At 58.4% G+C, this 25,811-nt stretch carries 23 protein-coding genes; 8 read left to right on the forward strand and 15 right to left on the reverse strand.

Annotated features, from left to right (window positions below; genetic code table 11):
* Nucleotides 1-153 precede the first annotated feature (153 nt).
* The 4 genes from I554_RS0101000 to I554_RS0101015 all read left to right on the forward strand — a co-directional run bounded on the left by I554_RS0101000 (nucleotide 154) and on the right by I554_RS0101015 (nucleotide 5,895).
* On the forward strand, nucleotides 154-636 hold the full coding sequence (locus I554_RS0101000; RefSeq protein WP_024573704.1) for a (2Fe-2S)-binding protein: 483 nt from the start codon (nucleotides 154-156) through the stop codon (nucleotides 634-636).
* Nucleotides 636-4,205: a molybdopterin cofactor-binding domain-containing protein gene (locus I554_RS0101005; protein WP_024573703.1), complete on the forward strand. Its 3,570-nt coding sequence runs from the start codon at nucleotides 636-638 to the stop codon at nucleotides 4,203-4,205. The genes I554_RS0101000 and I554_RS0101005 overlap by 1 nt, the downstream gene beginning before the upstream one ends.
* 51 nt (nucleotides 4,206-4,256) lie before the next feature.
* A complete protein-coding gene (gene pncB, locus I554_RS0101010) occupies nucleotides 4,257-5,561 on the forward strand; it encodes a nicotinate phosphoribosyltransferase (RefSeq protein ID WP_024573702.1) in 1,305 nt (434 codons plus the stop codon).
* Between the two features lie 94 nt (nucleotides 5,562-5,655).
* A complete protein-coding gene (locus tag I554_RS0101015) occupies nucleotides 5,656-5,895 on the forward strand; it encodes a DUF6489 family protein (protein WP_024573701.1) in 240 nt (79 codons plus the stop codon).
* A 27-nt stretch (nucleotides 5,896-5,922) separates the two neighbouring features.
* Here the strand turns inward: I554_RS0101015 and I554_RS0101020 are convergent, their stop codons facing one another.
* The 9 genes from I554_RS0101020 to I554_RS0101060 form a co-directional block, all read right to left on the reverse strand.
* On the reverse strand, nucleotides 5,923-6,660 hold the full coding sequence (locus I554_RS0101020; protein WP_024573700.1) for a GntR family transcriptional regulator: 738 nt from the start codon (nucleotides 6,658-6,660) through the stop codon (nucleotides 5,923-5,925).
* Nucleotides 6,657-7,058, reverse strand: a complete 402-nt coding sequence (gene hpxZ / locus I554_RS0101025; protein WP_024573699.1) for an oxalurate catabolism protein HpxZ — start codon at nucleotides 7,056-7,058, stop codon at nucleotides 6,657-6,659. Before hpxZ ends, I554_RS0101020 begins: the two co-directional genes overlap by 4 nt.
* 2 nt (nucleotides 7,059-7,060) lie before the next feature.
* Nucleotides 7,061-8,476 (reverse strand): AtzE family amidohydrolase, encoded by a 1,416-nt coding sequence (locus tag I554_RS0101030; protein WP_034461589.1) that lies wholly within the window; start codon nucleotides 8,474-8,476, stop codon nucleotides 7,061-7,063.
* Nucleotides 8,466-8,651 (reverse strand): DUF4089 domain-containing protein, encoded by a 186-nt coding sequence (locus tag I554_RS0101035; protein WP_024573697.1) that lies wholly within the window; start codon nucleotides 8,649-8,651, stop codon nucleotides 8,466-8,468. Before I554_RS0101035 ends, I554_RS0101030 begins: the two co-directional genes overlap by 11 nt.
* A 17-nt stretch (nucleotides 8,652-8,668) precedes the next feature.
* Entirely contained in the window at nucleotides 8,669-10,384 is a 1,716-nt protein-coding gene (locus tag I554_RS0101040; protein ID WP_024573696.1) for an ABC transporter ATP-binding protein, read from the reverse strand.
* 3 nt (nucleotides 10,385-10,387) lie between these two features.
* Nucleotides 10,388-11,287, reverse strand: coding sequence for an ABC transporter permease (locus I554_RS0101045; protein WP_024573695.1), 900 nt, complete (start codon nucleotides 11,285-11,287; stop codon nucleotides 10,388-10,390).
* The gene (locus tag I554_RS0101050; protein ID WP_024573694.1) at nucleotides 11,284-12,297 is read right to left on the reverse strand and encodes an ABC transporter permease; all 1,014 of its coding nucleotides are present in this window, start codon (nucleotides 12,295-12,297) and stop codon (nucleotides 11,284-11,286) included. Before I554_RS0101050 ends, I554_RS0101045 begins: the two co-directional genes overlap by 4 nt.
* A 21-nt stretch (nucleotides 12,298-12,318) precedes the next feature.
* On the reverse strand, nucleotides 12,319-13,932 hold the full coding sequence (locus tag I554_RS0101055) for an ABC transporter substrate-binding protein (protein WP_024573693.1): 1,614 nt from the start codon (nucleotides 13,930-13,932) through the stop codon (nucleotides 12,319-12,321).
* Between the two features lie 294 nt (nucleotides 13,933-14,226).
* On the reverse strand, nucleotides 14,227-14,718 hold the full coding sequence (locus tag I554_RS0101060) for a helix-turn-helix domain-containing protein (protein WP_024573692.1): 492 nt from the start codon (nucleotides 14,716-14,718) through the stop codon (nucleotides 14,227-14,229).
* A gap of 124 nt (nucleotides 14,719-14,842) precedes the next feature.
* On the opposite strand from I554_RS0101060, the gene I554_RS0101065 reads away from it, so the two are divergent.
* The 4 genes from I554_RS0101065 to I554_RS0101080 all read left to right on the forward strand — a co-directional run bounded on the left by I554_RS0101065 (nucleotide 14,843) and on the right by I554_RS0101080 (nucleotide 19,343).
* A complete protein-coding gene (locus I554_RS0101065) occupies nucleotides 14,843-15,562 on the forward strand; it encodes a hypothetical protein (protein ID WP_024573691.1) in 720 nt (239 codons plus the stop codon).
* Between the two features lie 64 nt (nucleotides 15,563-15,626).
* Nucleotides 15,627-16,124, forward strand: coding sequence for a (2Fe-2S)-binding protein (locus I554_RS0101070; protein ID WP_024573690.1), 498 nt, complete (start codon nucleotides 15,627-15,629; stop codon nucleotides 16,122-16,124).
* Complete coding sequence (locus I554_RS0101075) at nucleotides 16,117-18,489, forward strand: xanthine dehydrogenase family protein molybdopterin-binding subunit (RefSeq protein WP_024573689.1); 2,373 nt, start codon at nucleotides 16,117-16,119, stop codon at nucleotides 18,487-18,489. The genes I554_RS0101070 and I554_RS0101075 overlap by 8 nt, the downstream gene beginning before the upstream one ends.
* On the forward strand, nucleotides 18,486-19,343 hold the full coding sequence (locus I554_RS0101080; RefSeq protein ID WP_024573688.1) for a xanthine dehydrogenase family protein subunit M: 858 nt from the start codon (nucleotides 18,486-18,488) through the stop codon (nucleotides 19,341-19,343). Before I554_RS0101075 ends, I554_RS0101080 begins: the two co-directional genes overlap by 4 nt.
* A 33-nt stretch (nucleotides 19,344-19,376) precedes the next feature.
* Here the strand turns inward: I554_RS0101080 and I554_RS0101085 are convergent, their stop codons facing one another.
* The 6 genes from I554_RS0101085 to I554_RS0101110 form a co-directional block, all read right to left on the reverse strand.
* On the reverse strand, nucleotides 19,377-19,943 hold the full coding sequence (locus I554_RS0101085) for a helix-turn-helix domain-containing protein (protein WP_024573687.1): 567 nt from the start codon (nucleotides 19,941-19,943) through the stop codon (nucleotides 19,377-19,379).
* Between the two features lie 121 nt (nucleotides 19,944-20,064).
* Nucleotides 20,065-21,282, reverse strand: a complete 1,218-nt coding sequence (locus I554_RS0101090; RefSeq protein WP_024573686.1) for an ABC transporter substrate-binding protein — start codon at nucleotides 21,280-21,282, stop codon at nucleotides 20,065-20,067.
* A gap of 88 nt (nucleotides 21,283-21,370) precedes the next feature.
* On the reverse strand, nucleotides 21,371-22,624 hold the full coding sequence (locus I554_RS0101095) for a CoA transferase (RefSeq protein WP_024573685.1): 1,254 nt from the start codon (nucleotides 22,622-22,624) through the stop codon (nucleotides 21,371-21,373).
* A gap of 1 nt (nucleotide 22,625) precedes the next feature.
* Nucleotides 22,626-23,423, reverse strand: a complete 798-nt coding sequence (locus I554_RS0101100; RefSeq protein WP_024578255.1) for an enoyl-CoA hydratase/isomerase family protein — start codon at nucleotides 23,421-23,423, stop codon at nucleotides 22,626-22,628.
* 102 nt (nucleotides 23,424-23,525) lie between these two features.
* Nucleotides 23,526-24,515: a fumarylacetoacetate hydrolase family protein gene (locus tag I554_RS0101105; protein ID WP_024573683.1), complete on the reverse strand. Its 990-nt coding sequence runs from the start codon at nucleotides 24,513-24,515 to the stop codon at nucleotides 23,526-23,528.
* 246 nt (nucleotides 24,516-24,761) lie between these two features.
* Nucleotides 24,762-25,706, reverse strand: a complete 945-nt coding sequence (locus I554_RS0101110; protein ID WP_024573682.1) for an alpha/beta hydrolase — start codon at nucleotides 25,704-25,706, stop codon at nucleotides 24,762-24,764.
* Nucleotides 25,707-25,811 lie beyond the last annotated feature (105 nt).

Below are 25,811 nucleotides of genomic sequence, written 5' to 3' on the forward strand. Positions count from 1 at the left end.
GTTGGTGTTCACAAATCGTGCAATGCATCATACCCACGAGACAGCGGCATTTTCTGTTCCCTCACTTGGCTTGCACGTTTGTATACAAACGGTATCGTTGTGGCACGCGTTGCCGGAGTTTGCAGCGCAACAGACCGGACCGTGACGATGAGCATGATGCAAACAACGATCCGCCTGAACGTCAACGGGAGCGTTCGAGATATCGAGGCGGCGCCGGACACTGCCCTTCTCTACGTGCTGCGTAACGACCTCGAACTGAACGGACCGAAATTCGGCTGCGGGCTTGGGGAATGCGGCGCGTGTACGGTTATCATTGATGGGGTGGCGGCACGCTCTTGCGTCATTCCCGTCAGCGGATGTGCGCAGCGAGACATCCTCACACTCGAGGGTCTTGGTTCGCGAGATAATCCTGATCCGGTACAGAAGGCGTTTATCGAGGAACAGGCCGCGCAGTGCGGCTACTGTCTCAACGGCATGATTATGGCGACGAAGGCTCTGCTTATGCAGAATCCGCATCCCTCCGAATCCGAAGTGCTGAATACATTGCAATACAACCTGTGCCGATGTGGTGCACACATCGAAATCCTGCGCGCTGTGATGCGCGCAGCCGGTCGTGCTGTCGAGGAACAACAATAATGGCGGTGGAATCCCCGATGGACCGTCACCCCTCACTCTCGGGAACGCTGTCCGTCGTGCGCCCGGCTTCTTCGGGCAGCAATGAAGCAGCTTTCGAGACTTTCATTAAGGTAACCGCAGAAGGGACTGTTACCGCATTCAATGGCCACGTCGACCTTGGGACCGGCATCCGTACCGCCCTCGGTCAAATCGTCGCGGAAGAGCTCGACGTCTCGTTCGCGCGCGTGGTCGTTATATTGGGTGATACGTCAGTTGTGCCTAACCAGGGCGCGACTATCGCGAGCGAGACCATCCAGATCACGGCCGTGCCGTTGCGCAAGGCTGCTGCGCAGGCCCGCCACTTTCTGCTGGCGCGCGCCGCAGAGAAGCTCGATCTGCCGGTCCACGATTTGTCGGTGGAGGATGGTCTGATCCGCGGCCACGACAACCGCAGCATCAGTTACGGCGAACTTATCGCCGGCGAAAGCTTCCGACTCGAACTCGCCGACGACGTCCCGGTCAAATCAGTCGATGCCTACAAGATCGTCGGGCAGTCGACACCGCGCGTCGACCTTCCTGCCAAAGCGACAGGTGAGCTGGTTTATGTACATGACGTGCGGGTCCCGGGCATGCTGCATGGCCGAGTGGTCCGCCCGCCGTATGCCGGGGTCGATGCGGGAAATTTTGTCGGCACCAGCCTGATAGCCGTTGATGAATCGTCGGTTCGCGATATCCCGGGAATTGTATCGGTGGTGCAGATCGGCGACTTCATCGGGATCGTCGCCGAGCGTGAAGAAAATGCGATCAAGGCAGCTACCCAGCTAAAAGTCACCTGGAAGCCGACGCCCACGCTGCCAAATCTCCAAGATATTGAAACCACGCTCCGCGCCAATCCAAGCGCGCCGCGCACGTTAGTCGATAAGGGCGATGTCGATGCTGCCATCGCGTCCGCGGACAAGCCGCTCAAACGAACCTATGTTTGGCCGTATCAGATGCATGGTTCGATTGGACCATCCTGCTCGGTTGCCGACATACAGGACGGCGTCGTGCGGGTCTGGTCCGGCACGCAAAATCCGCACATTCTGCGCACCGACCTTGCACTGCTTCTTGCACTGCCGGAATCCCAAATTGATGTGATCCGCATGGAGGCTGCGGGTTGCTATGGCCGCAACTGCGCTGACGACGTGTCCGCCGATGCTGTACTGCTATCGCGTGCAGTGGGCCGCCCGGTTCGCGTGCAACTGACACGCGAGCAGGAACACGCGTGGGAGCCGAAAGGCACAGCGCAACTGATGGAGGTCAACGGCGGACTGCACGCCGACGGCAGTGTCGCCGCCTACGACTTCACAACGCGGTACCCTTCGAACGGCGCGCCGACCCTGGCGCTGCTACTGACCGGAACTGTTCCTCCGGTGCCGGCAGTGTTCGAGATGGGCGATCGGACCGCGATTCCGCCCTATGACTACGACGCAATCCGCGTGGTCGCGCATGATATGCCGCCGATCGTGCGAGCATCCTGGTTTCGTGGCGTATCGGCGCTGCCGAATACATTCGCACACGAGTCCTACATCGATGAACTCGCGACCGAGGCCGGCGTCGATCCCATTGAATATCGATTGCGCTATCTGAAGGACCCCCGCGCCGTCGATCTTGTCAACGCTGTAGCTGAGCGCGCCGGGTGGACTCCCCGCACGGTCTGGCAAGAACCGAAAGCCGAAGGCGATGTTGTCCGCGGACGCGGCTTCGCTTACGCGCTTTACGTCCACAGCAAATTCCCCGGCTATGGTGCGGCGTGGTCGGCCTGGATCGCGGACGTGGCGGTCAACAAGTCAACCGGTGACGTGAGTGTGACGCGCGTGGTTGCGGGGCAAGATTCCGGGCTGATGATCAACCCGGATGGCGTGCGCCACCAGATCCACGGCAACGTCATCCAGTCGACCAGCCGGGCGCTGATGGAGGAAGTTTCGTTTGATCGGACTGCGGTGGCCAGCCGGGAATGGGGCACCTACCCGATCATCAAGTTTCCAGATGTACCCAAGATCGATGTGCTGATGCTGCCACGCCAAGATCAGCCGCCGCTTGGCGTCGGTGAATCCGCTTCTGTCCCCAGCGCGGCAGCCATAGCCAACGCCATCTTCGACGCAACCGGGGTGCGGTTTCGCGAGCCGCCGTTTACCCCGGAGCGCATCCTCGCCGGGCTGCGCGCCCAAGAGCCGATACCAGCCGCGTTGCCAAGACCAACGTCTAAACCGCAGGAACAGCCAACCCAAACTCACAGCGATCCGTTCCGCAAACGGCGTAATGTGGCTGCAGGCATCCTCGCAACATGTGCCGCGGTTCTCAGCGTCGCTGCAGCGGCGCTGCCGTGGCGATCAATTGCGCCAATTGCACCGCCGGATAAATCGACCTATTCGGCGGCGACCATTGCCCGGGGCCAGCAACTCGCCGCGCTCGGCAATTGCGCGGTGTGCCACACGGAGGCCAATGGTGTCGTCAATGCCGGTGGACGCGCGCTCGAAACACCATTCGGCATCATCTATAGCACCAACATCACTCCCGACACCGAAACTGGAATCGGCGCATGGTCCTATCCAGCCTTCGAACGATCAATGCGCGAGGGCATTCACCGCGATGGCCGACAGCTCTATCCCGCGTTTCCCTATAATCACTTCGCCAGAGCAACCGATGCCGACTTGCAGGCGCTCTACGCCTACCTGATGGCACAGGCGCCGGTCCGGGCCGTCAATCGGGAAAGCACGCTGGCGTTTCCCTTCAATCTCCGCCCTCTGCTGGCAGGTTGGAATGCACTGTTTCATAAGCCGGACGTCTTCGCGCCCGACCCTACCCGCTCGCCTGTGTGGAATCGCGGAGCCTATCTGGTCGAAAGCCTGGGTCACTGCGGCGCTTGCCACACGCCGCGCAACGCCTTGGGCGCGGAGAGAAATGCCAAAGCCTACCTGGCCGGCGGGGTTGCGGAAGGCTGGGAAGCACCACCGCTAACCAACCTGTCTCATGCGCCGATTCCCTGGAGCGAAGACGAATTCTTCGCTTATCTGCGAACAGGGATATCCCGTTTCCATGGTGTCGCCGCCGGACCGATGGCGCCCATCGTAAGAGATCTTGCGTCCGTGCCGGACACCGACATCCGCGCCATGGCGGTCTATCTCGCCTCCTTCAACAACACGACAATTTCTCCGTCGGCTCAGGATGCCTTGGCAAATCGGCTGGAAACGGCAACAAGCGTGAAAGCGGCTTCGGCGTCCGCGACAGGCTCACGAATCTATGACGGCGCCTGCGCTGTGTGCCATCAAGTTGGCGGCCCGGTTCTGTTCGGCAGCAGACCATCGCTGGCCCTGAACACCAACCTGCACAGCGACGCGCCCGATAACCTCATTCAGATCATTCTCCATGGCATCGACCAGCCGGTATCCAGCGATCTCGGCTACATGCCGGCATTCAAAAACAGCCTCAATGACCAACAGGTGATGGAGCTGGTTTCATACCTCAGGCAACAGTTCGCCCCAGACAAGGCGCCCTGGACCGACGTGGCCACGGCGATTAGCCGGGTTCGCCGTGGAGGCAAACCATAAAATAGCACCCAGTGGCTGGCTGCCCGCGAGGGAGCCGGATATGATCCCGGCATGGCCATTACAGATATCGCTTCGCGAACCTACAATCACGGCTGGCGGCTCGACCCGATCGTCCGCAGTCTGCTCGATACCGACTTCTACAAGCTGCTGATGCTCCAGATGATCCGGGAATTCTACCCGGACGAGCATGTGACGTTTTCGGTCATCAATCGCACCCACCACGTCCGGCTCGGTGAAGTGATCGACGAGGGCGAACTTCGCGCTCAACTGGATCACGCCCGCACGGTGCGCTTTACCAAGAAAGAGCTGATCTGGCTTGCAGGTAATACCTTCTACGGCAAGACGCAGATGTTCTCGCCGGGTTTCATCAGTTGGCTGGCGACATTCCAGCTGCCTGAATATGAACTCCATACGGTCGACGGCCAGTACGAACTGCACTTCCATGGACCGTGGACGCACACCACGATGTGGGAGATTCCCGCGCTCGCCATCATCAATGAATTACGCTCGCGGCAAGCCATGAAGGGCCAGGGGCGCTTCGTTCTCGATGTGCTTTACGCGCGCGCCAAGGCGAAACTCTGGACCAAGGTCGAGCGTCTGCGCAAACTGGATGGCCTGCGGCTGTCGGACTTCGGAACGCGGCGGCGGCATGGTTTCCTCTGGCAGCGCTGGTGCGTCGAAGCCGTCAAGGAAGGACTGGGACCAGCGTTCACCGGAACATCCAACGTGCTGCTGGCGATGGACAATGACCTCGAAGCCATCGGTACAAATGCGCACGAACTGCCGATGGTCGCGGCGGCTCTAGCGAAAGATGACGACGAACTGCGCTGGGCGCCCTATCTGATCCTCGATCAATGGCGCCATACCTACGACGGAAACCTTCTCATCGCCCTGCCCGATGCCTTTGGCACGAAAGCCTTTCTACGCGACGCTCCGGACTGGGTGGCAGACTGGACCGGCTTTCGTCCCGACAGTGCCCCACCCATCGCAGCGGGCGAGGAGATCATCAAATGGTGGAAGGAAAAAGGGCGCGACCCGAAAGAGAAGCTTCTCATCTTCTCGGACGGGATGGATGTCGGATCGATTGAGGAAACACATCGATACTTTGCCGGACGCGTCAGGACCAGTTTCGGGTGGGGCACAAATCTCACCAACGACTTTGTCGGTTGTGCGCCGGACGGCACCGCCGATCTCGATCCGATCTCACTTGTCTGCAAGGTGACAGCTGTTAACGGAAAGCCAGCGGTGAAGCTTTCGGATAACCCGGAAAAGGCGACCGGAAATCCATCCGAGATTGCCCGTTACTTGAGAGTTTTCGGAAACGCCGGCCGCGTCCGCAGCGCAGTTCACGTGTAACGGCGCGGTCAATTTCCATTTCGATATCTTCGCGTGTAGATTACGCGCAAGGCCGCGATCCAAATGACGTGGTCACCTGCCGGGGGATAGATTGATGAAAATCACGGTCAATATCGACTGCACGCCGCAGGAAGCCCGCGAATTCCTTGGACTTCCGAATATTCAGCCGATGCAGGAAAAAGCCATGAAGGAGGTCGAGGAAAAGCTGCTTGCCAGCGTTGGCAGCATGTCGCCCGACGCGATCCTTCGCAACTGGATGTCGTTCAATCCCGAACAGATCGGAGACATGTTCAAGATGTTCGGCGGACTGACGGGGGGCGGGACCAAAAAGTAGACTGCCGCGACGCGCGGATTTCAAATTCTACAGCGATACCGCGTAAACTTCGTATTCCTCACGAACAGTCTCAATGTGATCGCGCATCGCGTTCGCGGCCCCCGCCTTGTCGCCGCGTATGATAGCGACAACGACCCGGTCGTGCTCGACATAGGATTTCGCAAGGCGGCCAAGATTACGGAACTGCGCCCGCCTGAACGGCTGAACCCGAACACGCGTCGCCAAGGTCATCTCGGCGACATACCCATTCTGGGAGCCAGCATAGATTGCATTGTGAAATGCCTCGTTCGCTTCATGGAACAACTGCGGATTCCCATCGTAACTCAAAAGCCGCAGCCGCTCATGCAGCGCTTCCAGTTCATTACGCTGCGTAATCGGCATCCGCTCGGCGGCAAGCCCGGCGCACAATGCTTCTAGTTCAGCCATCGCCTCGAACATGCTGTTGAGCTGTTCGATGGTCGGTCTCGCCACCACCGCACCGCGGTGAGCGCGTGAATTGACAAGACCGCTGGCCACCAACTGCCGCAGTGCCTCGCGAACAGGTGTCCGCGAAACATTGAAACGTCTCGCGATCTCGGATTCGTCGAGCGCGGATCCAGGCTCCAGCGCACCCCGCACGATATCGTCGGCCAGTTGCAACCGCAACTCCTCGGCAAGAGTGCGCTTTCCTGCGGTTGCCGCTCCGCGTGTAAAAGGCGAGTTCGGCTCGCCAACTCCCGGCGCGTCACCACTCGAACCTTGCGGCATTTCCGCCTCAAAGATCATGACTTCTCATCCGGCGCATCGATCACACTCACATGGGCGGCGACAATCCGCCAGCCTTCTGCGAAACGCACCCATGTCTGCATCTGCCTCCCGACCTTGCCCGGTGCAGACGTGCGATGGAATAGCGTTGAAGCGACCGCAGTGTCGCGGCCATAGGTTGTGATGACGGTTTTTGACAGCTCGCGCATCAGCCCCGCCGGGTTTCGCGCCGCGCGAAACGCCGCAATCGCCGCAGAACCATAAAGGTTCTCACCGATACCGTAACGAATGGTACTGGTGTCCTTCCGGAACAAAGAATCGAGCATTGCGACATCGTTGGAGGTCAGCGCTTTCTCGTAACGTGCGAAAGCTTCTGTCACTTCGGCGACGACATCTGGCAAATTGACCTCAGTCGCCATCCTCAAAATTCCCCGGGGCGTGACGTCTGCACGACACCAGCCTGCTCCAGAGCATAGGCCACGCGCAGGGCGACATCCTCTCGCCACGGGGCAGCAATGATCTGAACGCCGATCGGCATCGGCTCAAGCGGAAGCGGTACCGCTACCACCGGCAGACCGATAAACGAAATAGGTTGTGTGTGAATTCCGATATTCGGCCGAGCCAGCATCTCGACTCCATCCAGGACGAAGGTTGTCTGACCGATCTTGGGCGCGACGCAAGGTGTCGACGGCGCCAGAATCACATCGACAGTCTTGAATAGTTCCATGACTTTCGCCCGGTACCAACGGCGAAATTTCTGTGCCCGGTCCACGTATACCGACGGTATCATTGCCCCGGCGAGGAGCCGGTCTCTCACCGCAGGATCGAAATCCTGCGGGCGGCTCCTCAGCCGGTCAAGATGCAACGATGCGCCCTCACTCGTCGTAATGACGTAGGCTGCAGCGCGTGCTCGCGCGGCTTCCGGAATTTCAATTTCCCCTGTAACGGACAAGGCCTTTGCGACCCGCGCCATTGCCTCCCGTGCCTCGGGCGTAAGGGACGTTTTGAAATAACCTCCCGCAACGGCAACGCGAAAATCGCCGATCCCCTGCGATAGCAGCGGCGTCACAGGTTCTACCGGGCGTTCCACGCACGCCGCGTCGTCGGGATCCGGCCCCTGCATCACATCGTAAGCAAGCGCCAGATCCCGGGTTGTTCGCGCAAATGGCCCCAGATGATCGAAGCTTGCAACAAACGGAAACGACCGCGCACGCGACAGCCTGCCGTAGGTCGGTTTCAGGCCGAAGATACCGCAGAATGACGAGGGCACGCGAATTGATCCATTGGTATCGGAGCCAAGCGCCAGCGGCACAAGTCCGCCCCCAACGGCGCTACCAGAGCCACCTGACGAGCCCCCAGATATCCGCGCCAGATCATGCGGATTCCGTGAAGGACCATCGTGGACATTCTCTCCGGTGAAGTCGTAGGCGTACTCGCCCATATTTAGTGCGCCAACCAGAACCGCGCCTGCGGCCTCCAGGCGCTCGATCAATGCCGCATCGCGGCTCGAGGGGGCACGATCACGATTGATCTTCGATCCAGCGCGAGTCGGAAGACCTTCAATATCGAAAAGATTCTTCACCGCAAACGGTACGCCCGCAAGCGGTCCAACCTGGCCTCCATCTGCAATCGCTTGGTCGATCTTGCTCGCCGTGGCACGCGCGCGGGCGGCAACCACATCGGTGAACGAATTCAGCTTCGCGTCACGCGCCGCAATGCGTGACAGCGCCCCATTGATGACTTCTATCGCCGATATTCTACGGGAGGAAACGGCCTCGGCAATCTCCGATGCCGATGCCCAGTCCATGTCAGCGATCAAAGCAGCGTCAGGCTTCATAAATGCTCGCTGGCTCGATTTCATCGGGCAGCGGAAACTCCTGAACTATGTGCGCCATCTTCAGCGAGACATCCAGGTTCGCGCGGACAACAGGTTTCCATGCAGCGTCGATCGGCAAACCAAGGAGCGTTGCAGCGGCATCCATGTAGGCATCCAATAAATCACTCGGTGACATGCATGTTTCCGCGATTTTCAATGTACAGGAAGAGGCGGATGCGGGATTGCCGACAACAGCTCGCGTGTATAGACGTCCTGCGGTGCGTCGAGCACCGTATCGGTCGCGCCCTGCTCGACAATTCGTCCGCTTCGCATCACGATGACGCGATCACACAAGAGCCGGACCACGTTTAAATCGTGAGACACGAACAGATAACTCATGCCCATCGACTGCTTGAGATCCTGCAGCAGGTTCAACACCACCGCCTGCACCGATACATCGAGCGCCGCTGTGGGTTCATCCAGAATAATGAGGTCCGGCTTCAGTGCAATGGCCCGCGCAATTCCGACACGCGCCTTCTGGCCACCAGACATCTGGTGTGGAAACCGATCCAGAAGCGACAGCGGTAAGCCCACCTGGCGTGCCAATTCCTCGCAGCGCGCGCGTAAAGCGGCTGCGCCCTTGATGTCCCCCAGTTGCATGATTGGATCGGCAATGGCCCGCGCTGCCGTGAACCGCGGATTGAGGCTGTCGGTTGGGTCCTGAAACACCATCTGAATCCGCTTACGTAGCGGCAGTCGCGCAAAGGCGTTAGGGAGAATTCCACCGATGTCTTCACCATCGAACACAATTCGTCCTGATGTCTGCCCAAGCAACCGCATCACCATCATCGACGTGGTGGATTTCCCGCAACCGGATTCCCCAACAAGACCGACGCTTTCACCGCGACTGACCGAAAAGCTGATGCCATCCACGGCCCGGAACTGCTCCGGTTCGACCGGCGGTTTGCGGCCAAACAGTGAAGACAATGTCTTCGACACACCCTGACGCGGATACTCCTTGACGAGTTTCTCAACAACCAGCAGCGGCGTTGTGTCTGCCTCCCCCGCAGACGCAGCATCTGCCGTCGCCGGCAAAGCCGCCCTTTCTTCGTCGGAAAGCAAATCCCGCAAAGAAACACCCAGCCTTGGCGTCGCTCGCATCAGTTTACGTGTATAGGGATGCTCCGGATTGGCGAAAATGTCCTTCGACAACGCGGTCTCGACCACGTTGCCCCTTTCCATCACCACCACGCGGTCGCAATAGGCCGCCGCAAGCCCCAGATCGTGCGTGATCAGAATGGTGGACATGCCCCGGCTCTTCGTCAATTCCACGATCAGGTCCATCACCGCCTTCTGGGTGGTAACATCAAGGCCTGTGGTCGGCTCGTCAGCGATCAGAAGCTGAGGATTGCATGCCAATGCAAGTGCGATGACGACGCGCTGACACATGCCGCCAGACAGCTCAAATGGATAGGCATGATAGCGCTCTCGGGGGCGTGCGATTTTCACCTGCTCCAGTGCCTCAATCGCCTTCTCTCCGCGGTCATTGGACGTCGACTGCACATGCTGACGCAGCACGTCTTCGATCTGATCGCCGACCTTCCGGATCGGATTGAGTGCAGCACGCGGATTCTGGAAAATCATCGACATTTCGCGACCACGCAGATCGCGCATTTCCGTCTCGGATGCGTTCTTGACGTCGATTCCGGAAAACATGATGGAGCCGTCCGCAATCTTTCCCGCGCGATCAAGAATGCGCATCACGGCGTAGGACGTCACCGACTTTCCCGAGCCGGACTCACCGACGATACCCAACGTCTCGCCCTTGGCGACGGTGACATTGACCTGCTGGATGGCACGGACAATTCCGCGTCGGGTCGCGAACTCCACGGTGAGATTGTTGACGTCGAGCAACGGCATCGCGGTCATCCGTCATGTCCTCCGCTGCGGATCGACGATGTCGCGGAGCCCGTCGCCGAGCAGATTGAAGCAAAACACCGCGATCATCAACGCCAGCCCGGGGAAGAAGGCGATCCACCATTCTCCCGAGACCATGAAGGTCGCCCCTTCCGCGACCATAATTCCCCACTCCGCCGTCGGCGGACGGACACCAAGACCAATGAACGAAAGGCCCGCCGCATTAAGGATCGCGTAGCCCATGGTCAGCGACATCTGCACGATCATGATCGGCATGATGTTGGGCAGGATATGCCCCAACAGAATGCGGTACTCGCTGTTGCCCGACAATCTGGCGGCCTGCACGAAACCGGCATCGCGCCGAACATTAGCCTCAGCACGCGCCACACGAACATAGAGCGGGAAATTCACGATGGCGGTGGCAATAATGATATTTTGTACAGTGTTGCCGAGCGCGGCGACGATACCCATCGCCAGCACGAACAACGGAAACGCCATAATCGTGTCCGCGATGCGTCCGACAATGCGGTCGGTCCAGCCGCCGAAGTAACCCGCAGCAATGCCGGCAATGCCACCCATAAAGAACACCAGCACGACCGAGGCGGCTGCAATGAAGAAGTCGAGCCGGGTCGCAACAATTACCCGGCTCAGGATGTCGCGCCCAAGTTGGTCGGTGCCGAACCAGTGTGCCGCCGAGGGCGGTTTCAACGCCTGGGCCGTATTGCTGGCCAGCGGATCGTAAGGCACGATCGAGGGACCGAACACCGCCGCAAAGACAATCAGAACAAGAAGTCCGAAGGCGAACGCCGTGACGAGGTTCTCACCCAGAATGTATCGCGCGTGCTGGAGCGTTGCCTTAAAACCTGAGGCCTGCGCTGTTGATGCAATTTCGGCAACGGGTGCGACAGTGCTCATCCTTCCAACCTCACACGCGGATCGATGACGCCATAGAGAATGTCGATAACCAGATTGAGCAGGACGTACATCACCGCCATCGTCAGCACGAATCCCTGCACCGGCGCGAAATCGGACGAGATCAGCGCTTCGACGGCATAGGAGCCGATGCCAGGCCACGCGAACACTTTCTCAACCAGCACATTCGCGCCGAGCAGAAACGAGAAAACCATGCTCAGCGTTGTAATGACCGGCAACATCGCGTTGCGGAACGCATAGGTGACGATGACCTTGGACGGCGACAATCCGCTTGCACGTGCGGTACGGACAAAGTCAGAAGCCAGAACCGCCAGCATCGAGGCGCGGGTCATACGCGCAATCGGCGCCAGCGAGAAAATCGCAAGCGTTGCCGCCGGCAGGATCAACTGGCTCAGCGCCGAACGGAACGTCTCAATGTTTTGCGCGAGCAAGCTGTCGATCAGGTAAAATCCGGTGACGGCAGGCGGAGCGCTTGCGAACACGTCCAGACGCCCGAGCGGCGCCGGCGACCAGCCAAGCTTGAAATAGAAGACGTAGACCAACACCAGCCCGGTAAAGAACACCGGCAGCGATACACCGGCGGTTGTCAGAACACGACAAAGATGGTCGATCCAGGAGCCTGGCCGCGTCGCAGCCAGAATACCCAGCGGAATCGCGATCGAAACAGCAATCAAAAGCCCGGTCAGCGTCAATTCGGCGGATGCCGGCAATCGATTGCGGATTTCCGTCGCAACCGGCTGACCGGTCGTCAGCGAATTACCGAAGTCACCCTTCGACAAATCGACGGTGTAGCGCACGAACTGCTCGATCAGCGGCTTGTCGAGGCCCAGCTTTTTACGAATCTGCTCGATGGCTTCTTTGGTTGCAGCAGGTCCCGCGAAGTAAGCCGCCGGATCTCCCGGCAATGCGCGAGTCAGAAGAAACGTGACAATCACGACCCCGATGAGGCTCGGGATCGCAAATGCCAGCCTTTTTCCAATCATACCGAGCATGGAAGCCCCCACCCCTGACCGTTACGCTTTTACAAGTGCGCGATAATCGAGACGGCGGTGGAACCAATACTGATAACCAGAGATATTCTTCTGCATCGCGACATTGACGTAGGGCTGATACAGCGGAATGCGCGGAATGTCCGCGTAGGCGAGATCGACGAAGCCCCTTACGTCCTTGTCGTAGGTGGGCGTGTCGCCGATCGCGGCGGCATCGACTGCGCCATTGATGTACTTGTCCATCTCCGGCGACTTGTAACTCATCGTATTGAAGATCGAATTCTTCCCGCTGTAGCACCAGATGAAGAAGTACTCGGGATAATCGAGCCAGCCGGAAAACACATTGGTGTAGAGCGGTAGCACCTTCTTGTTCAGTTCGGTGCGCCAGTTGGCGCCCGGAATCTTGTTGATGGTGGTCTTGATGCCGATCTGGCCGAGACTTTCCTGAACCAGAATGCAAAGCGGCTCGTTAACACCGGCAAAACCAAGATCGAACGACAGCGTGGTCTCAAAGCCATTCGGGTAACCAGCCTCCGCGAGGAGAGCTTTAGCCTTTGCGATGTCGGTGTTGAACTTGTGCGGCTGCGGCCATGCCACCTCGGTGCCGCCGGAGCCACCGAACATCGGCTTGGCGAGACCAAACAGCACTGCATCCATGATTTTCTGGTAAGGCAGCGCATAAGCGACGGCCTGACGCACTTTCGGATTGTCGAATGGCGGCTGCGTGACGTTCATGCCGATGTACTGGACGCCATTGGAGTATGGCGTCGAAACAATGTTGAGCTTGCCGGAATCTTTCAGTTCAACAAAATCCTTGTTGGGCAGATCGTACGAGATATCGGCATCGCCGCGCTCCAGCAGTGCGCGTCTGTTGCCGGCCTGCGGAACCATGCGCCAGATAACGCGCTTGATCTTCGGCATCGGGCCGCCGACCCAGTTTTCATTGCGCTCCATCACCACTTCGGTGCCGGCGGTCCAGCTTTTTACCTGATAAGCGCCGGAGCCCGCGGTATTCTGCTTGGTGTATTCGAGACCCCAAGGATCTTTCTCCGTCGCGCTTTTCTTCACCAACTCCGAATTCACGATGCAGGGGACGATCACAGCGAGATCGGGGATTGTCAGGCGATCCTTCTTGGCGAAATCCACGCGTACCGTGTTGTCGTCGACGATGACGAATTGCTCAGGCTTGGTGAGCGAGCCCGCGCTCATCTGGAAAGTCGGGAAACCGCCAACGCTAACGGCACGGTCGAGCGACCATTTCACATCCTTCGCCGTCACCGGCGTGCCGTCGTGAAACGTCGCCTTTTTCTTCAGTTTGAATGTAACCGACATGTCGCCGACATTCATGTCCTCGGCCAGTTCAGGCTTGAACTTGTCCCGGTCATAGTACGGAACGCCGTTGGCGCCGGTTTTCATTTCGTGGCTGATGAGGCGGTCGTAGCAATTCCAGGACACTTCGTATCCAGGCACGTTCGTGCCGACACCGTGGATATCCAGATTGTTGGGCCCGCTTTCGGAAACGATCAGCAGCGTTTCAGATCGTGCGTCCGCCTTGGCAGCGGACCAGATCGCCGGCCCCGGTATCGCCGCACCTGCCGCCGCTCCAGTGACCGTCTTCAGAAAATCGCGACGCTTCATGATGTTCTCCAACGCGTTGAGACTTCGCTGGAGACGACTTCGCAAGCTTCATGCCAGATCTTAAGAAGGTCTTAAAACACCGCTAAACTATTGAATCCGCGCTGGATTATAGGAAGAGCGGAGGAAGCCGCGCCAATTGCGCTGCAAGGCAATTGCATACAAAGATGATGATATGCATATTTTTTATGCTCGCATTTGGCAGTGCACAGATTTTATCCAGCTACGAATGCACGATCCATCACCGTCCAAACTGGGCGATTCCATTCAGCGGCCCTGACTCGAAAAGGCACCTGCTTAGCTGCGCAGATAGGTCAGGCGCCACCGGACGAGATCGTCCGCGCCAGGACCCGGTTGCGGCTGCAAGTCGTTCAGTTGAACGGTTTCGCCTGTGTCCTGATCAACCATCGCAAGCTTCACGGCCCCGCCGGTCTTTCGATTGGTAAACTTGAGCGGCGGCCCGACCCTCCCGGAGACACCCCACTTGTCCCCCACCTGAACCAGCGCCTGCGTCAGCAGGATCGTGTCCCTGCCCTTTCGAGTCAGAATGTATTCGTAGCGCTCGGGGTTCACCTGATAGCGGCGGCGCTCAATCAACGCGTTTTCTTCGAGGTGCTTGAGCCGGTCGGACAGCGTTGCGTTGGTCACTCCGGTCGAGCGGCGCAAATCCTCATACTTGCTCAGACCGAATGAGAGGTCGCGCAAAATCAGCACGGCCCATCGATCGCCGATCGCCGCCAATACGCCGGCGATCGAGCACACCATTCCCTCAAAGCCCTTTGACTTCATAAAAGTACTTGCCTCCTAGTAACTCTTATCATTAGAGTAACTGACCGTCCAGTCTTCTCGGGATCGGACTGAGACGGCGCGAAAACAACGACATCACAAAAACAGCGGTTTAGGGACGGCAACCATGAGCAAGCTTCGCGACCTTGTGATCGATGCACACGGAGGTATCGATCGTTGGAATAAAGTGAAGGCCATCGACGGCGATATGTCCATCACTGGCTTGCTCTGGGCAAGAAAGGGCTGGCCGGATGTCCTCAAGGACGTCCATGTCACCATCGATACCAAGTCGCAATCGACCAGCTATCGCCCGTTCACAGACCCGAACAAACGCAGCATCTATCGGCCAGATCATACAGCCGTTGAGACCCTCGACGGGCAAGTGCTGGAGGAACGACACGATCCACGCTCGGCGTTCGAAGGCCACAAGCCGGAAACACCCTGGGACGCCCTCCATCTCGCGTACTTCAGCGGCTACGCAATGTGGAATTATCTCTGCACGCCTTTCATGTTCGCATTACCGGGGTTCAAAACCGAAGAAATCGATCCTTGGAATGAAAATGGCGAAGTTCGCCGCAGACTCAAAGTGACTTTCCCCCATACCGTTGCCACCCACTGCTCCGAACAGATCTTTCATATCAATGGCGACGGCCTGGTCTGCCGGCTGGACTACGGAGCAGAGGTCACAAGCAACATTCCCACGGCTCACTATGTCGAGGACTACAAGACGTTCGACGGCATCAAGATCGCGACCAAGCGGCGCGCGCTGCGCCGCAACCCGGATGGCACTGCGGTCCCTTCACCTGTCGGCGTCGCTATCGATATAGCGAACATCAGCTTCTCCTGAGGCAGCGGCGGTATCCGCCCAATCAAACAGCCGTCGAACGGCTACGCGTATTTCGGAGGAACAAGTGCTAGAAGCCAACGAAAAACAACACACGGTGACGTTAACCGTCAACGGCATACGCCAGACCGCCTCGGTGGAGGCGCGCAAGCTGCTGGTCCATCTGCTGCGGGACGATCTGAATCTAACCGGCACACATGTCGGCTGCGATACCTCGCAATGCGGCGCATGCACCGTCGATATCGATGGACAAGCGGTCAAATCCTGCACCGTTCTCGCTGTGATGGCCGATGGGTCGTCCATCACGACGATCGAGGGCCTAGCACCGGCCGGCGGCGCACTGCATCCCATTCAAGCAGCGTTTCACGAACATCACGCCCTGCAATGCGGTTTCTGCACGCCGGGAATGATCATGAGCGTCCGCCAGTTGCTCAAGCAACACCCGAATCCCACGGAAGACGAAATCCGCCACAACCTCACCGGTAACATTTGCCGCTGCACCGGCTACCACAACATCGTGCGGGCAGTTGAATCGCTTGCAGCGGGAGCACATCATCATGACTGAAGCAGCCGCCATCAAGTACATGGGTCAGCCGCTTCGGCGACGCGAAGACTTCAAGTTCATTACCGGTAAGGGGCGCTATACGGACGACATGAAGTCGCCGGGCATGCTCCACATGGCGATTCTCCGCTCACCGCATGCCCATGCCATCATCAAGCATGTTGATCTGTCTACGGCTCAGAGCGCGCCAGGTGTTCATCTTGTTTTGTGCGGTGCCGACCTCGTCGGAAAAATGGGCTCGATAGAACCCAACTGGGTCATTCCGGGGACCAAAGTGCCAGATCGTCCGGTTGTTGCGGTGGATCGTGTCCGTTTCGTCGGTGAATGCGTTGCGGTCGTCGTCGCCGAAACGCAGGCCCTGGCTCACGACGCTGTCGGATTGATCGAAGTTGAATACGAGACGCTCCCTGCCGTCATCGATGAAGAGGCCGCGATCCGCGAGGGTGCGCCGCAGCTTCATGACAACGTACCGAAGAACATTACGACGCTCTACAAGATTGGCGGTGGTGACTACAAGAAGGCCGCCAGCGAAGCGGACCACGTAATCAAGCTTCGTGTGATCAACAACCGCCTGATACCCACCTGCATGGAGACGCGCTCGATCCTTGCGGAGCCGAACGTCGATGGAACACTGACCGTTAACATCCAGAGTCAGGTCCCTCACATGCACAGGCGCTGGATCGCCGATACTGTCCGCATTCCTGAGCACCAGCTCCGGATCGTCGCGCCCGACATCGGCGGCGGGTTCGGCGCAAAGATGCATCTTTATCCCGAGGAACTGCTCTGCCCTTATCTTGCGCGCCAGCTCCGCGTGCCTGTGAAATGGTGGGAGTCCCGCTCGGAGAGCCATCAATCCACCAACCACGGGCGTGCACATACCGAGACCATCGAGGTTGCATTCCGCAACGATGGAAAGATTCTCGGACTGAGAGTTGAAACGCTGGGCAACGTCGGCGCCTACCTGTCGAACATGGCGTCCGGCGGCCCGACCGTGAATACGGTCAACTTCGGCACGGGCACGTACAAGATCGACAACTACGAGGCATTCTCCCGGGTCGTTGTCACCAATACCGTTCCGGTCGATGCCTACCGCGGCTATGGCCGCCCCGAAGGCGGATACATCGCGGAGCGCGCCATCGACGCAGTCGCACGTCATCTGAAGCTCGATCAGGTCGAAGTGCGCAAACGGAATTTCATTCAGCGCGCCGACTTCCCTCATCGGCCTTATAACGGACCGGCTGTGATCTACGACAGCGGCAACTACCAAGGCTTGCTGGCAAAAGCTCTGGAGGCATTCAAATACGACGAGCGGATCGCCGAACGCGATCAGTTGCGCAGTGAAGGCCGTTATCGCGGCATCGGCGTCGCCGCTTACACTCATATGTGCGGCATGGCCCCATCGCGCCGCCTGTCACTGATGGGATTCAATCGCGGAGGCTGGGAAAGCGCCCGTGTAAGCATCGACTCGAGCGGGCGCGCTACGATCTTCTCCGGCTCCATGAGCCAGGGCCATGGCCACAACACGTCACTTGCCCAGATCGCGGCAGACGTTCTTCAGATTCCGATCGAAAGCATCGACATTGTGCAGGGCGATACGCGGCAGGTTCAGGCCGGCCACGGCACTTTCAATTCCCGCTCCATGGCAGTCGGCGGATCGAGCGTTCACGTCACATCACAACGGATCGTCGCCAAAGCCAAGAAGATCGCAGCAAGCATGCTAGAGGTGGATGAAAAGGACGTTTCGTACCGGGCCGGGGAATTCAGCGTGCCGGGTACAGATATCGCACCACTCAGCTTCGGCAAGATCGCCCGCATGGCCTATGTCGGCCACAAGTTGCCTGACGGCATGGAGCCGGGTCTTGACGAAACGACGTTTTACGATCCGGCTGGCATGGGGTCGCCTTCTGGAATCCATATGGCATATATCGAAGTCGATCCTGAAACCGGCATGGTCGATATCCTCGATTATGTCGCGGTGGACGATGTCGGTACGATCATCAATCCCCTGCTCGCAGCTGGACAAATTCACGGTGGCGTTGTGCAGGGCATCGCTCAGGCTCTGTACGAAGAGGTCAGTTACGATCCTGATACCGGGCAATTAATGACCGGTTCATTGCTCGATTATGCAGTTCCGCGCGCGGAACATGTTCCAAGTATCCGGACGTCCTTCCAGGAAACGCCGTCTCCCACCAATCCGATCGGTGTCAAAGGCGTCGGCGAAAGCGGATCCATTGCGGCACCACCATGCATGGTGCACGCAGTGCTCGACGCACTGTCGCCGTTCGAAATCCTACATCTGGATATGCCGATGACGCCGCCGCGTATCTGGTCCGCAGTTCAACGCGCACGCGCAGGAGTAAGCCAATGATCCCGGCCTCATTCGACTACGTTCGAGCGACTTCGCTTCGCGAAGCAGTTGACCTGCTGCAGCAAGACCCTGACAGCACCAAGCTCGTGGCTGGCGGCCATACACTGATCCCGACGCTGAAACTGCGCCTTGCATCACCTGCGTTGCTGGTCGATATCCGCAACCTCAAGGAATTGAAGGGGATAGAGATCGGAGACTGGGTCAGGATCGGAGCGCTGACCACACATGCTGAACTCCTCGCGTCCAATGAGCTGTACGACGTGCTGCCTATCTTCCGACAAGCCGCTGATATCATCGCCGATCCGCAAGTGCGCAATCGCGGAACCATCGGCGGATCGTTGGCGAATGCCGACCCGGCGGCCGACTGGCCGGCCGTTGTCACCGCTCTGAAGGCGGAATTGGAGATCATGGGTCCCAGCGGCTCCCGGCGCATCGGCGCGAGGGATTTCTTCCTCGACATCTTCACGACTGCTCTGGAAGTCGACGAAGTCCTGGTAGCGATCCATATCTCCCGTCCCGACGCCGGGACCCGGTTCAGGTATCGCAAAATCCGGCACCCTGCGAGCGGCTATGCCGTTGTCGGCGTAGCCGTCGGTGTATCTCTGGCGGATGGTGTCGTCTCGGAGGCTTCCATCGGTGTCACAGGTGCTGCCGGTCACGCTTTTGCGGCCGAAGCCGCGACTGGCTACCTGATCGGCAAGGCCCTCCTCCGCGAGACCATCGAAATGACGGCGCGGCTTGCAAGCGAGCAAGCACCATGTCTGTCCGATCATTATGCGTCAGCGGAATATCGCCAGCACCTCGTCAAAACAGAGGTTGCAAGAGCACTGACATCTCTGATCGCGGTGCCATGATCGCAGATCCAGGCGCTCAACCAGGTTGCAGTCTTATTTGCTCTTCCGTCTCGATGAGGATGCACGAGCCTTTGCACCTGCTTTGCCCCCGCCAATATCGGGGCGAATGGCGACCGCACCAAATCTCTTCCGGTTGAACGGCACGGCGCCGGAACCGGCAACAATCTCGATATCTTCAAGGCTGAGCGGTTTGCCCTGCGCAGTCAACAATTCGGGGTACTGGATTTCCTGCCCATTAGAACGGTCATGGAAAACGACCTGCGGCCCCGCAGGCTCAGCCAGCCAGTCATCCCCCCATTTTTTGAGCGCCAGATAGGTCGGAAAGAAATCCCGGCCCTTCTCCGTCAAGACATATTCATATCGGCCGGCGTGTTCAGGCAGAGGAACACGGGTCATGATCCCGGCATCCACGAGTTTCTTCAGGCGGGTACTGAGAATGTTTGGTGCTATGCCGACATAGTACTGGAATTCATCGAAACGCTTGACGCCATAATAGGCCTCGCGCAGCAGCAGGATCGACCACCTGTCTCCCAATGCTTCCATGGCGCGCGCCACCGAACATTCCCTGTTGGCAATTCGGCTTCGCTTCACATCAGCCATTTGCTGTCTTCCAATTCTCGAATCTTGCTCCTCACAATATGGAGCCCGCTATTCGCCTGTCCAGCGCCCTCCTGCCCGCTTTTAGTAGGGTTTGAACCCTGTGGTCCCAGCCATTGTCCGGTCAAGGGCCGGAAGCAGCATCTATAATCGTGCCGAACGGCTGCCAGCGCTCGCCCACCAGACGTCGAAGCTGCATGGATTTTATGGGGGCCAGATCATCCGGACTGGTGTTGACTCTGATCCCCGGCATCAGCATGTCGATCTCAAAATTCCGGATATTTGAAGCCTGACGCATAACATTGTCACGGGTGAGATCATCGCCCGCCTGTTTCAAGACCTGCACCATCGTCTGCGCCATGACATAACCTTGGGTGTTGCCTGTCGCGGTCACATCTGCCCCCGGATAGTATTTTTCCAGAAAGGCGAGATAGGCCTTGACGCCCGGATCTCCGGCCATCGCCGGATCCGTAGCGTCCTTGAGGAACCCGCCACTGACAATGCCTTGTGACACATCAAATCCCGCAGGTTTGATGACGCTGCCGATCGAAGCTGAAGGGATGTTGAGAATATGGACCGGCTTCCATCCCAGTTCCGCAATCTTCCGGATCGCTTGGGCTGCGAATTTCGGGCCGGTAAAGTTCATGAAGATATCGGCGCCACTGGCCTTTAGCGCGACGACCTGGGAATCGACCGTCGGGACCGAAACTTCATAGCTCGTCTCCGCCACGATCATCGAGGCTTTCGCGCCTAGACCCTGCTTCAGTCCGTTCAGGATGTCCTTGCCGTAATCGTCATTCTGGTAGAGGACCGCGATCTTTCCACCCGGGTGATTGGCCGCAACATATTGACCGTAAACCCTGCCCTCCGTCAGAAACGACGGCTGGAATCCGGTTGTCCATGGAAAGTTTTTTGGATCGTTCCATTTCGATCCGCCACCGCCGACAAAGAGATGGGGCACTTTCTTCGCATTGACATATTTATGGATGGCCGTGTTGGTCGGAACGCCGAACATGCTGAACAGCAGCAGAACCTCATCATTCTCGACCAGCCTGCGGGTTTGCTCCACCGTCTTGGGCGGGCTGTAAGCATCGTCATAACTAATAAATCTGATCTTGCGGCCGTTCACACCGCCCTCGGCATTCACCTTCTCGAAATATGCCGCCTCAGCCTTGCCCAGTAGACTCCAGGCAGAACCCTGCCCGCTGTAGGGCATGGTATTGCCAATCTTGATCTCGCTGTCAGTCGCGCCTGTATCATATTTCTTCTCGGCCGCGCTGGCGGTGCCCCAGGCCAATACTGCGGCCGCTGCAACATATGCCATGACTGTCATCATGCGCATTTCGACGTCCTCCAGACACAATTGTGCGCTTCAGCCGCGCGGACGCGCGGCCGACGATCGAGTTTCAAGACATTAATGATCAGGCCGCCTAGCCGGATTCCCCGGCTTTCACAGACGGCTCCGGCTGCGACGCCCGAGGGTGTGAAACAAGCACACCCGTCTCAGCCAGACGCTTCAACTCGGCTTCGGGAACTCCGAGCTCACTGAACACCGCGTAGTTATGCTCACCCTGAAAAGCAGGTGCTCCAATTGGCGTCAGCTCGTCGCCGGAGAAATGCCACGGCCGACCGGGTAAACGGTATTCGCCACCGCTGCGGTCCGGCACATGTTGAACAGCCCCCCAGTATTCACTCCACTCCGATTTGATGAGATCCTTGGTCGAGCGAATTTCTCCCATCGCGATTTTGGCTTCGTCAAACTGGGCATCAAGTGTCGCCATATCGGGAAAAGTCAGCATCCACGACTGAATGATCTGATGCAGCGCGCCGAAATTCAGGCGGCGAGCTGCCGCCGACGAGAAGCGAGGATCATCCATCAGATCAACACGGCGCATGGCACGCAGCCACGACGGAAACGTGCGGCTGCCGACAATGCTCGTTGCTACCGTGAAATGCTCACCGTTCGGACCCGTGAAGAACGAACAGTCAGTAGCACCCAGAATCGCCGGCTCCGCTCCGATGTCGTCATCCGACATATCAAGATGGGCTCGTTCATTAATCGCTAGCAGCGTCGCCGCCATAGCGACATCGATGTACTGACCTCGCCCGGTCTTCTGGCGGCTGTTGAGCGCGGCAAGAATCGCAATCACCGCCTGCAAACCAGTGTAAACGTCAGCATGCGACAGGCTGTCGGTCCGCGGTTCGGCGAGCGCTTCGCCGTAGTGGCGGACGCTGTTGTGGGTGAACCCTGCCTCGGCCTGCACTGTCGGTGCGTAAGCCATGCGGCTGCGCCACGGGCCGCTCTGGCCGTATCCCGTGATGGACGCGTAAATCAGCCGCGGATTACGTTTAGACAGCGTTTCATAATCGAGGCCGAAAAATCCGAGCGTCCCTGCGCGGAAATTCTCCACCACGATGTCCGCTGTGTCGCACAGTTTCAGTGCCAGTTCATAAGCGCCCGGCAAATTCAGATTGATACTGACGTTGCGCTTTCCGGCATTCTGCTGGGCGTAATACCCTGACATGCCGTCAGTCGACGGAAACGCAAAGCGCGACACGTCCGGGCTCGGCGGTTCGATCTTGATGACCTCGGCACCAAGGTCTTGCAATGTACGCGCGCACAGGGGGCCGGCCAGCACGCGGGAAAAGTCGACGATACGAATTCCGCTCAGAGGACCGCTCATGTCAGCGCCCCGCGAACTTGGCGAGACCCGGGCCGTTCTTACGGAACGAAGCGAGCCCGGTCTTGAGGTCTTCGGATGACCAGATCGGCGCCTGAATGCGCGCCATGGCCTCGTCAGCGGCATCAACACCTTCGTTGACCGCGATATGCACAAGCTGCTTGGTCGCCGCGTGAGCCAACGTCGGCCCCTGCGCGAATTCTTCCGCAACCGACATCGTCGCGCTCTCCAGCGACTCTTCCGGAACGGTGAGATTGATCAGTCCCCACTTTTCAAGGGTCGGGGCATCATACCGCCGCGCCAGCATTGACATTTCCTTGGCGCGCTGCGCGCCAATGCGCTGAACCTGGCGCTGGATACCACCCAGTAGCGGGTGAAGACCAAGCGTGGCTTCCACTGAACCGATCTTCGCCGACGATGCAGCAACGATGTAATCGCAGCTTAAGGCCAGCTCCAGTCCGCCGCCGAGGCAGACGCCATGTACGCTTGCGATCAGCGGGATGGGCAGCAATTCCATGAAGCGAAGGAATTCCACGCCAGTCAGGCGGCGGTTTTCGTTCGCCTGATCGCCGCTACCCTCCGCGACCCGCTTGTCGAAAATATCGAGATCGGCGCCGGCCGAGAAGTGCCGCAATCCGCTGCGGATCACAATCGCACGGCTTCCGTCTTTCTGCGCCTCCTCAACCTTCTCCACGATGGCATTGATGAGCTTGGGCCCCAAGAGATTATAAGGCCGGTAAACCATCGTCAGGATTGAGATATTGCCGCGCTGCTCGCGCGTAACCAGTGCATCCTCGGACAAAGTACGCCTCCCGTTCTGCAGGCGCATTCATTTCGCGCCAATATCGTTACGGGAGGAAGCCTAGCCTATGACTTGCAATTTGCAAGTCAAGATTCACGCAGATCAGCCATCTTGCCGCTCGACTCGGTTCTTGAGGACGCCGATCCTCTCGACTTCGAGCTCGATTTCGTCGCCATGCTCGAGAAACCAGCCAAGCTCCAGACCACACCCGTTGCCCACCGTACCGGAGCCGATGAATTCACCCGGCATCAGGGTTTCGTCCTGGGTAACGTGTTCGATGATTTCTTCAAAAGAGAATAGCATGCCGTCGCTTACACCGTTTGAACGCACCTCGCGATTGACGCGAACTTCCATGTTCAGCTTGTAGGGGTCACCGATTTCATCGGGGGTGACGATCCACGGCCCAAGCACATTGCCGCCGTCAAAGCTTTTACCTTTCGCTGGACCGAGCCGGCCTTCCATTTCGACGCGCTGAGCATCGCGCGCCGAGAAATCGTTGAAGATCGTATAGCCAAAAATGTGATCATGAGCTTTGGCAGCCGAGATATTGGCACCCTTGCCCTTGGTAATGATGCCGAATTCAAGCTCGTAATCCATGACCTTACTGTATCGCGGCCATTTGACAGTCGTATTGGTGCCCTTCACGCTGAAACGGTTGGTGATGTAATAGATTGGTTGCTTACGGTAGATTTCAGGAAGCTCAGGTAACGGCTCGGCCTCCAGGCGGGCTAGTTCGGCCTTATCGCCTTCTGCCCGCGCTTTCAGTTTCAGTTGGCCGCGAGGCGATTGACGGATATGCAGCGGAAACGACATACCATCCCGCATCTGACGCGGCTCGGGTAGAGGCGCGAGAATTTCTGCACCCGAAACAGCAGTCGACAAATCCATGTCGCTGCCATAGCGATCAAACAACGCTCTGGCCTGATCGAGCATAGCGTCACCACCATCGATCAACGCTATCATGGAGCTGAATGCAGGATTGGCATTCCCTGCGCGCGAGGAAGCTGTTGCAAGGTCAAATAGACTCGCGTCGCCATTATGGACGATCGCGACGCTCTCCTTGTCATTCAGACGGTATGTTGCGAGTTTCACCGACAGTTCCTCCGTTTGTCTCTTGATGCATCGGAGCCGGGATTTTCCGCTCCTTTCAGCTCAGGATAGATTATGACTTTCATTTTGCAAGTCATAAGGTTTGCAAACTGTGGCAGGCTGGAATCGTGCCCCTGCTTAACGACGGGGACTTTGAGGGATTTTACCGGCGAGAACCTTCATTTCCGTCCGTAAAGACACCATTCGCAAATCCTGCGCTGGGCTGCTATGCGCCTGCGATGAAGGCGGCTATCCCAAACTCTTGAGCCAATCGCCGACTTTGCGCAGCGCGTCATTTGCCTTGGGGAGCAGCTTGCCCATGGTGATGAAGCCATGGAATTGACCGGGATACATCCGGTGGACGACCGGCACGCCCGCCTCGCTGAGGCGTTTTGCGAACTGATCGCCTTCGTCGCGCAAGGGATCTGCGCCGGCCGTCAGGATAAAGGCAGGGGGCAAACCTGAGAGGTGCTTTACGCACGCCGGAGAAGCTCGCCAATCCTCACAGTCCGCCGCACTATTGAGATAGTGATCGCGAAACCAGCGGATGACGGAATGTGTGAGCAAGGCGTCCGTTTCGGGTTCGCTATGCGAGGGATGGCTCATTGAAAAATCGGTCGCAGGATAGATCAGCACCTGGCCTGCAATCCTTGGTCCCGCGTCCCTTGCATTGATCGATACGACTGCAGCGAGATTACCACCGGCGCTATCGCCTCCAACGATCAGCTGTGCATCATCTATCTTCAGATCGCGAGCGTTCTGTGAAATCCAGTCCGTCGCTGCGATGGCATCGTCCACGGCCGCCGGAAACTTATGCTCTGGCGCAAGCCGGTAATCGACCGAGATGACGATAAGCTGACCTTCATGGGCGAGCGTACGGCAAACGACGTCGTGAGAGTCGAGGTCGCCAATAACCCAGCCTCCGCCGTGGAAAAACACCAGACACGGCGATAAGCCGTCTGCCTGCCTCAGCGCCAAGGGCTTGTAGAGGCGTGCTGGGATCAATCCGGCCGGCCCCGGTATCATCATCGATTCCGCTGATGCTATTCGGGGCGGTTCGGGATTGGAAACAACACGACTGGCCAGATACATCTGGCGGGCTTCCTCCGGAGAAAGCGTTTCATACGGTGGACGGCGGGCTTCGCGAAAGGCAGCGAGAACAGCAGCGGCATCTGAATCAAGAACAACTGGCATACAACTCCCCATGGCCCAAGCAGACCTTTATTTGGGGAAATTGTTAACCGGCAGCGTGACCGCTGTCGACGCCATGCGCGCAATCAAGACCCGTACATAGACCTT

The sequence above is a fragment of the Afipia sp. OHSU_II-C1 genome (genome assembly GCF_000497575.1).
Taxonomy (GTDB): Bacteria; Pseudomonadota; Alphaproteobacteria; order Rhizobiales; family Xanthobacteraceae; genus Afipia.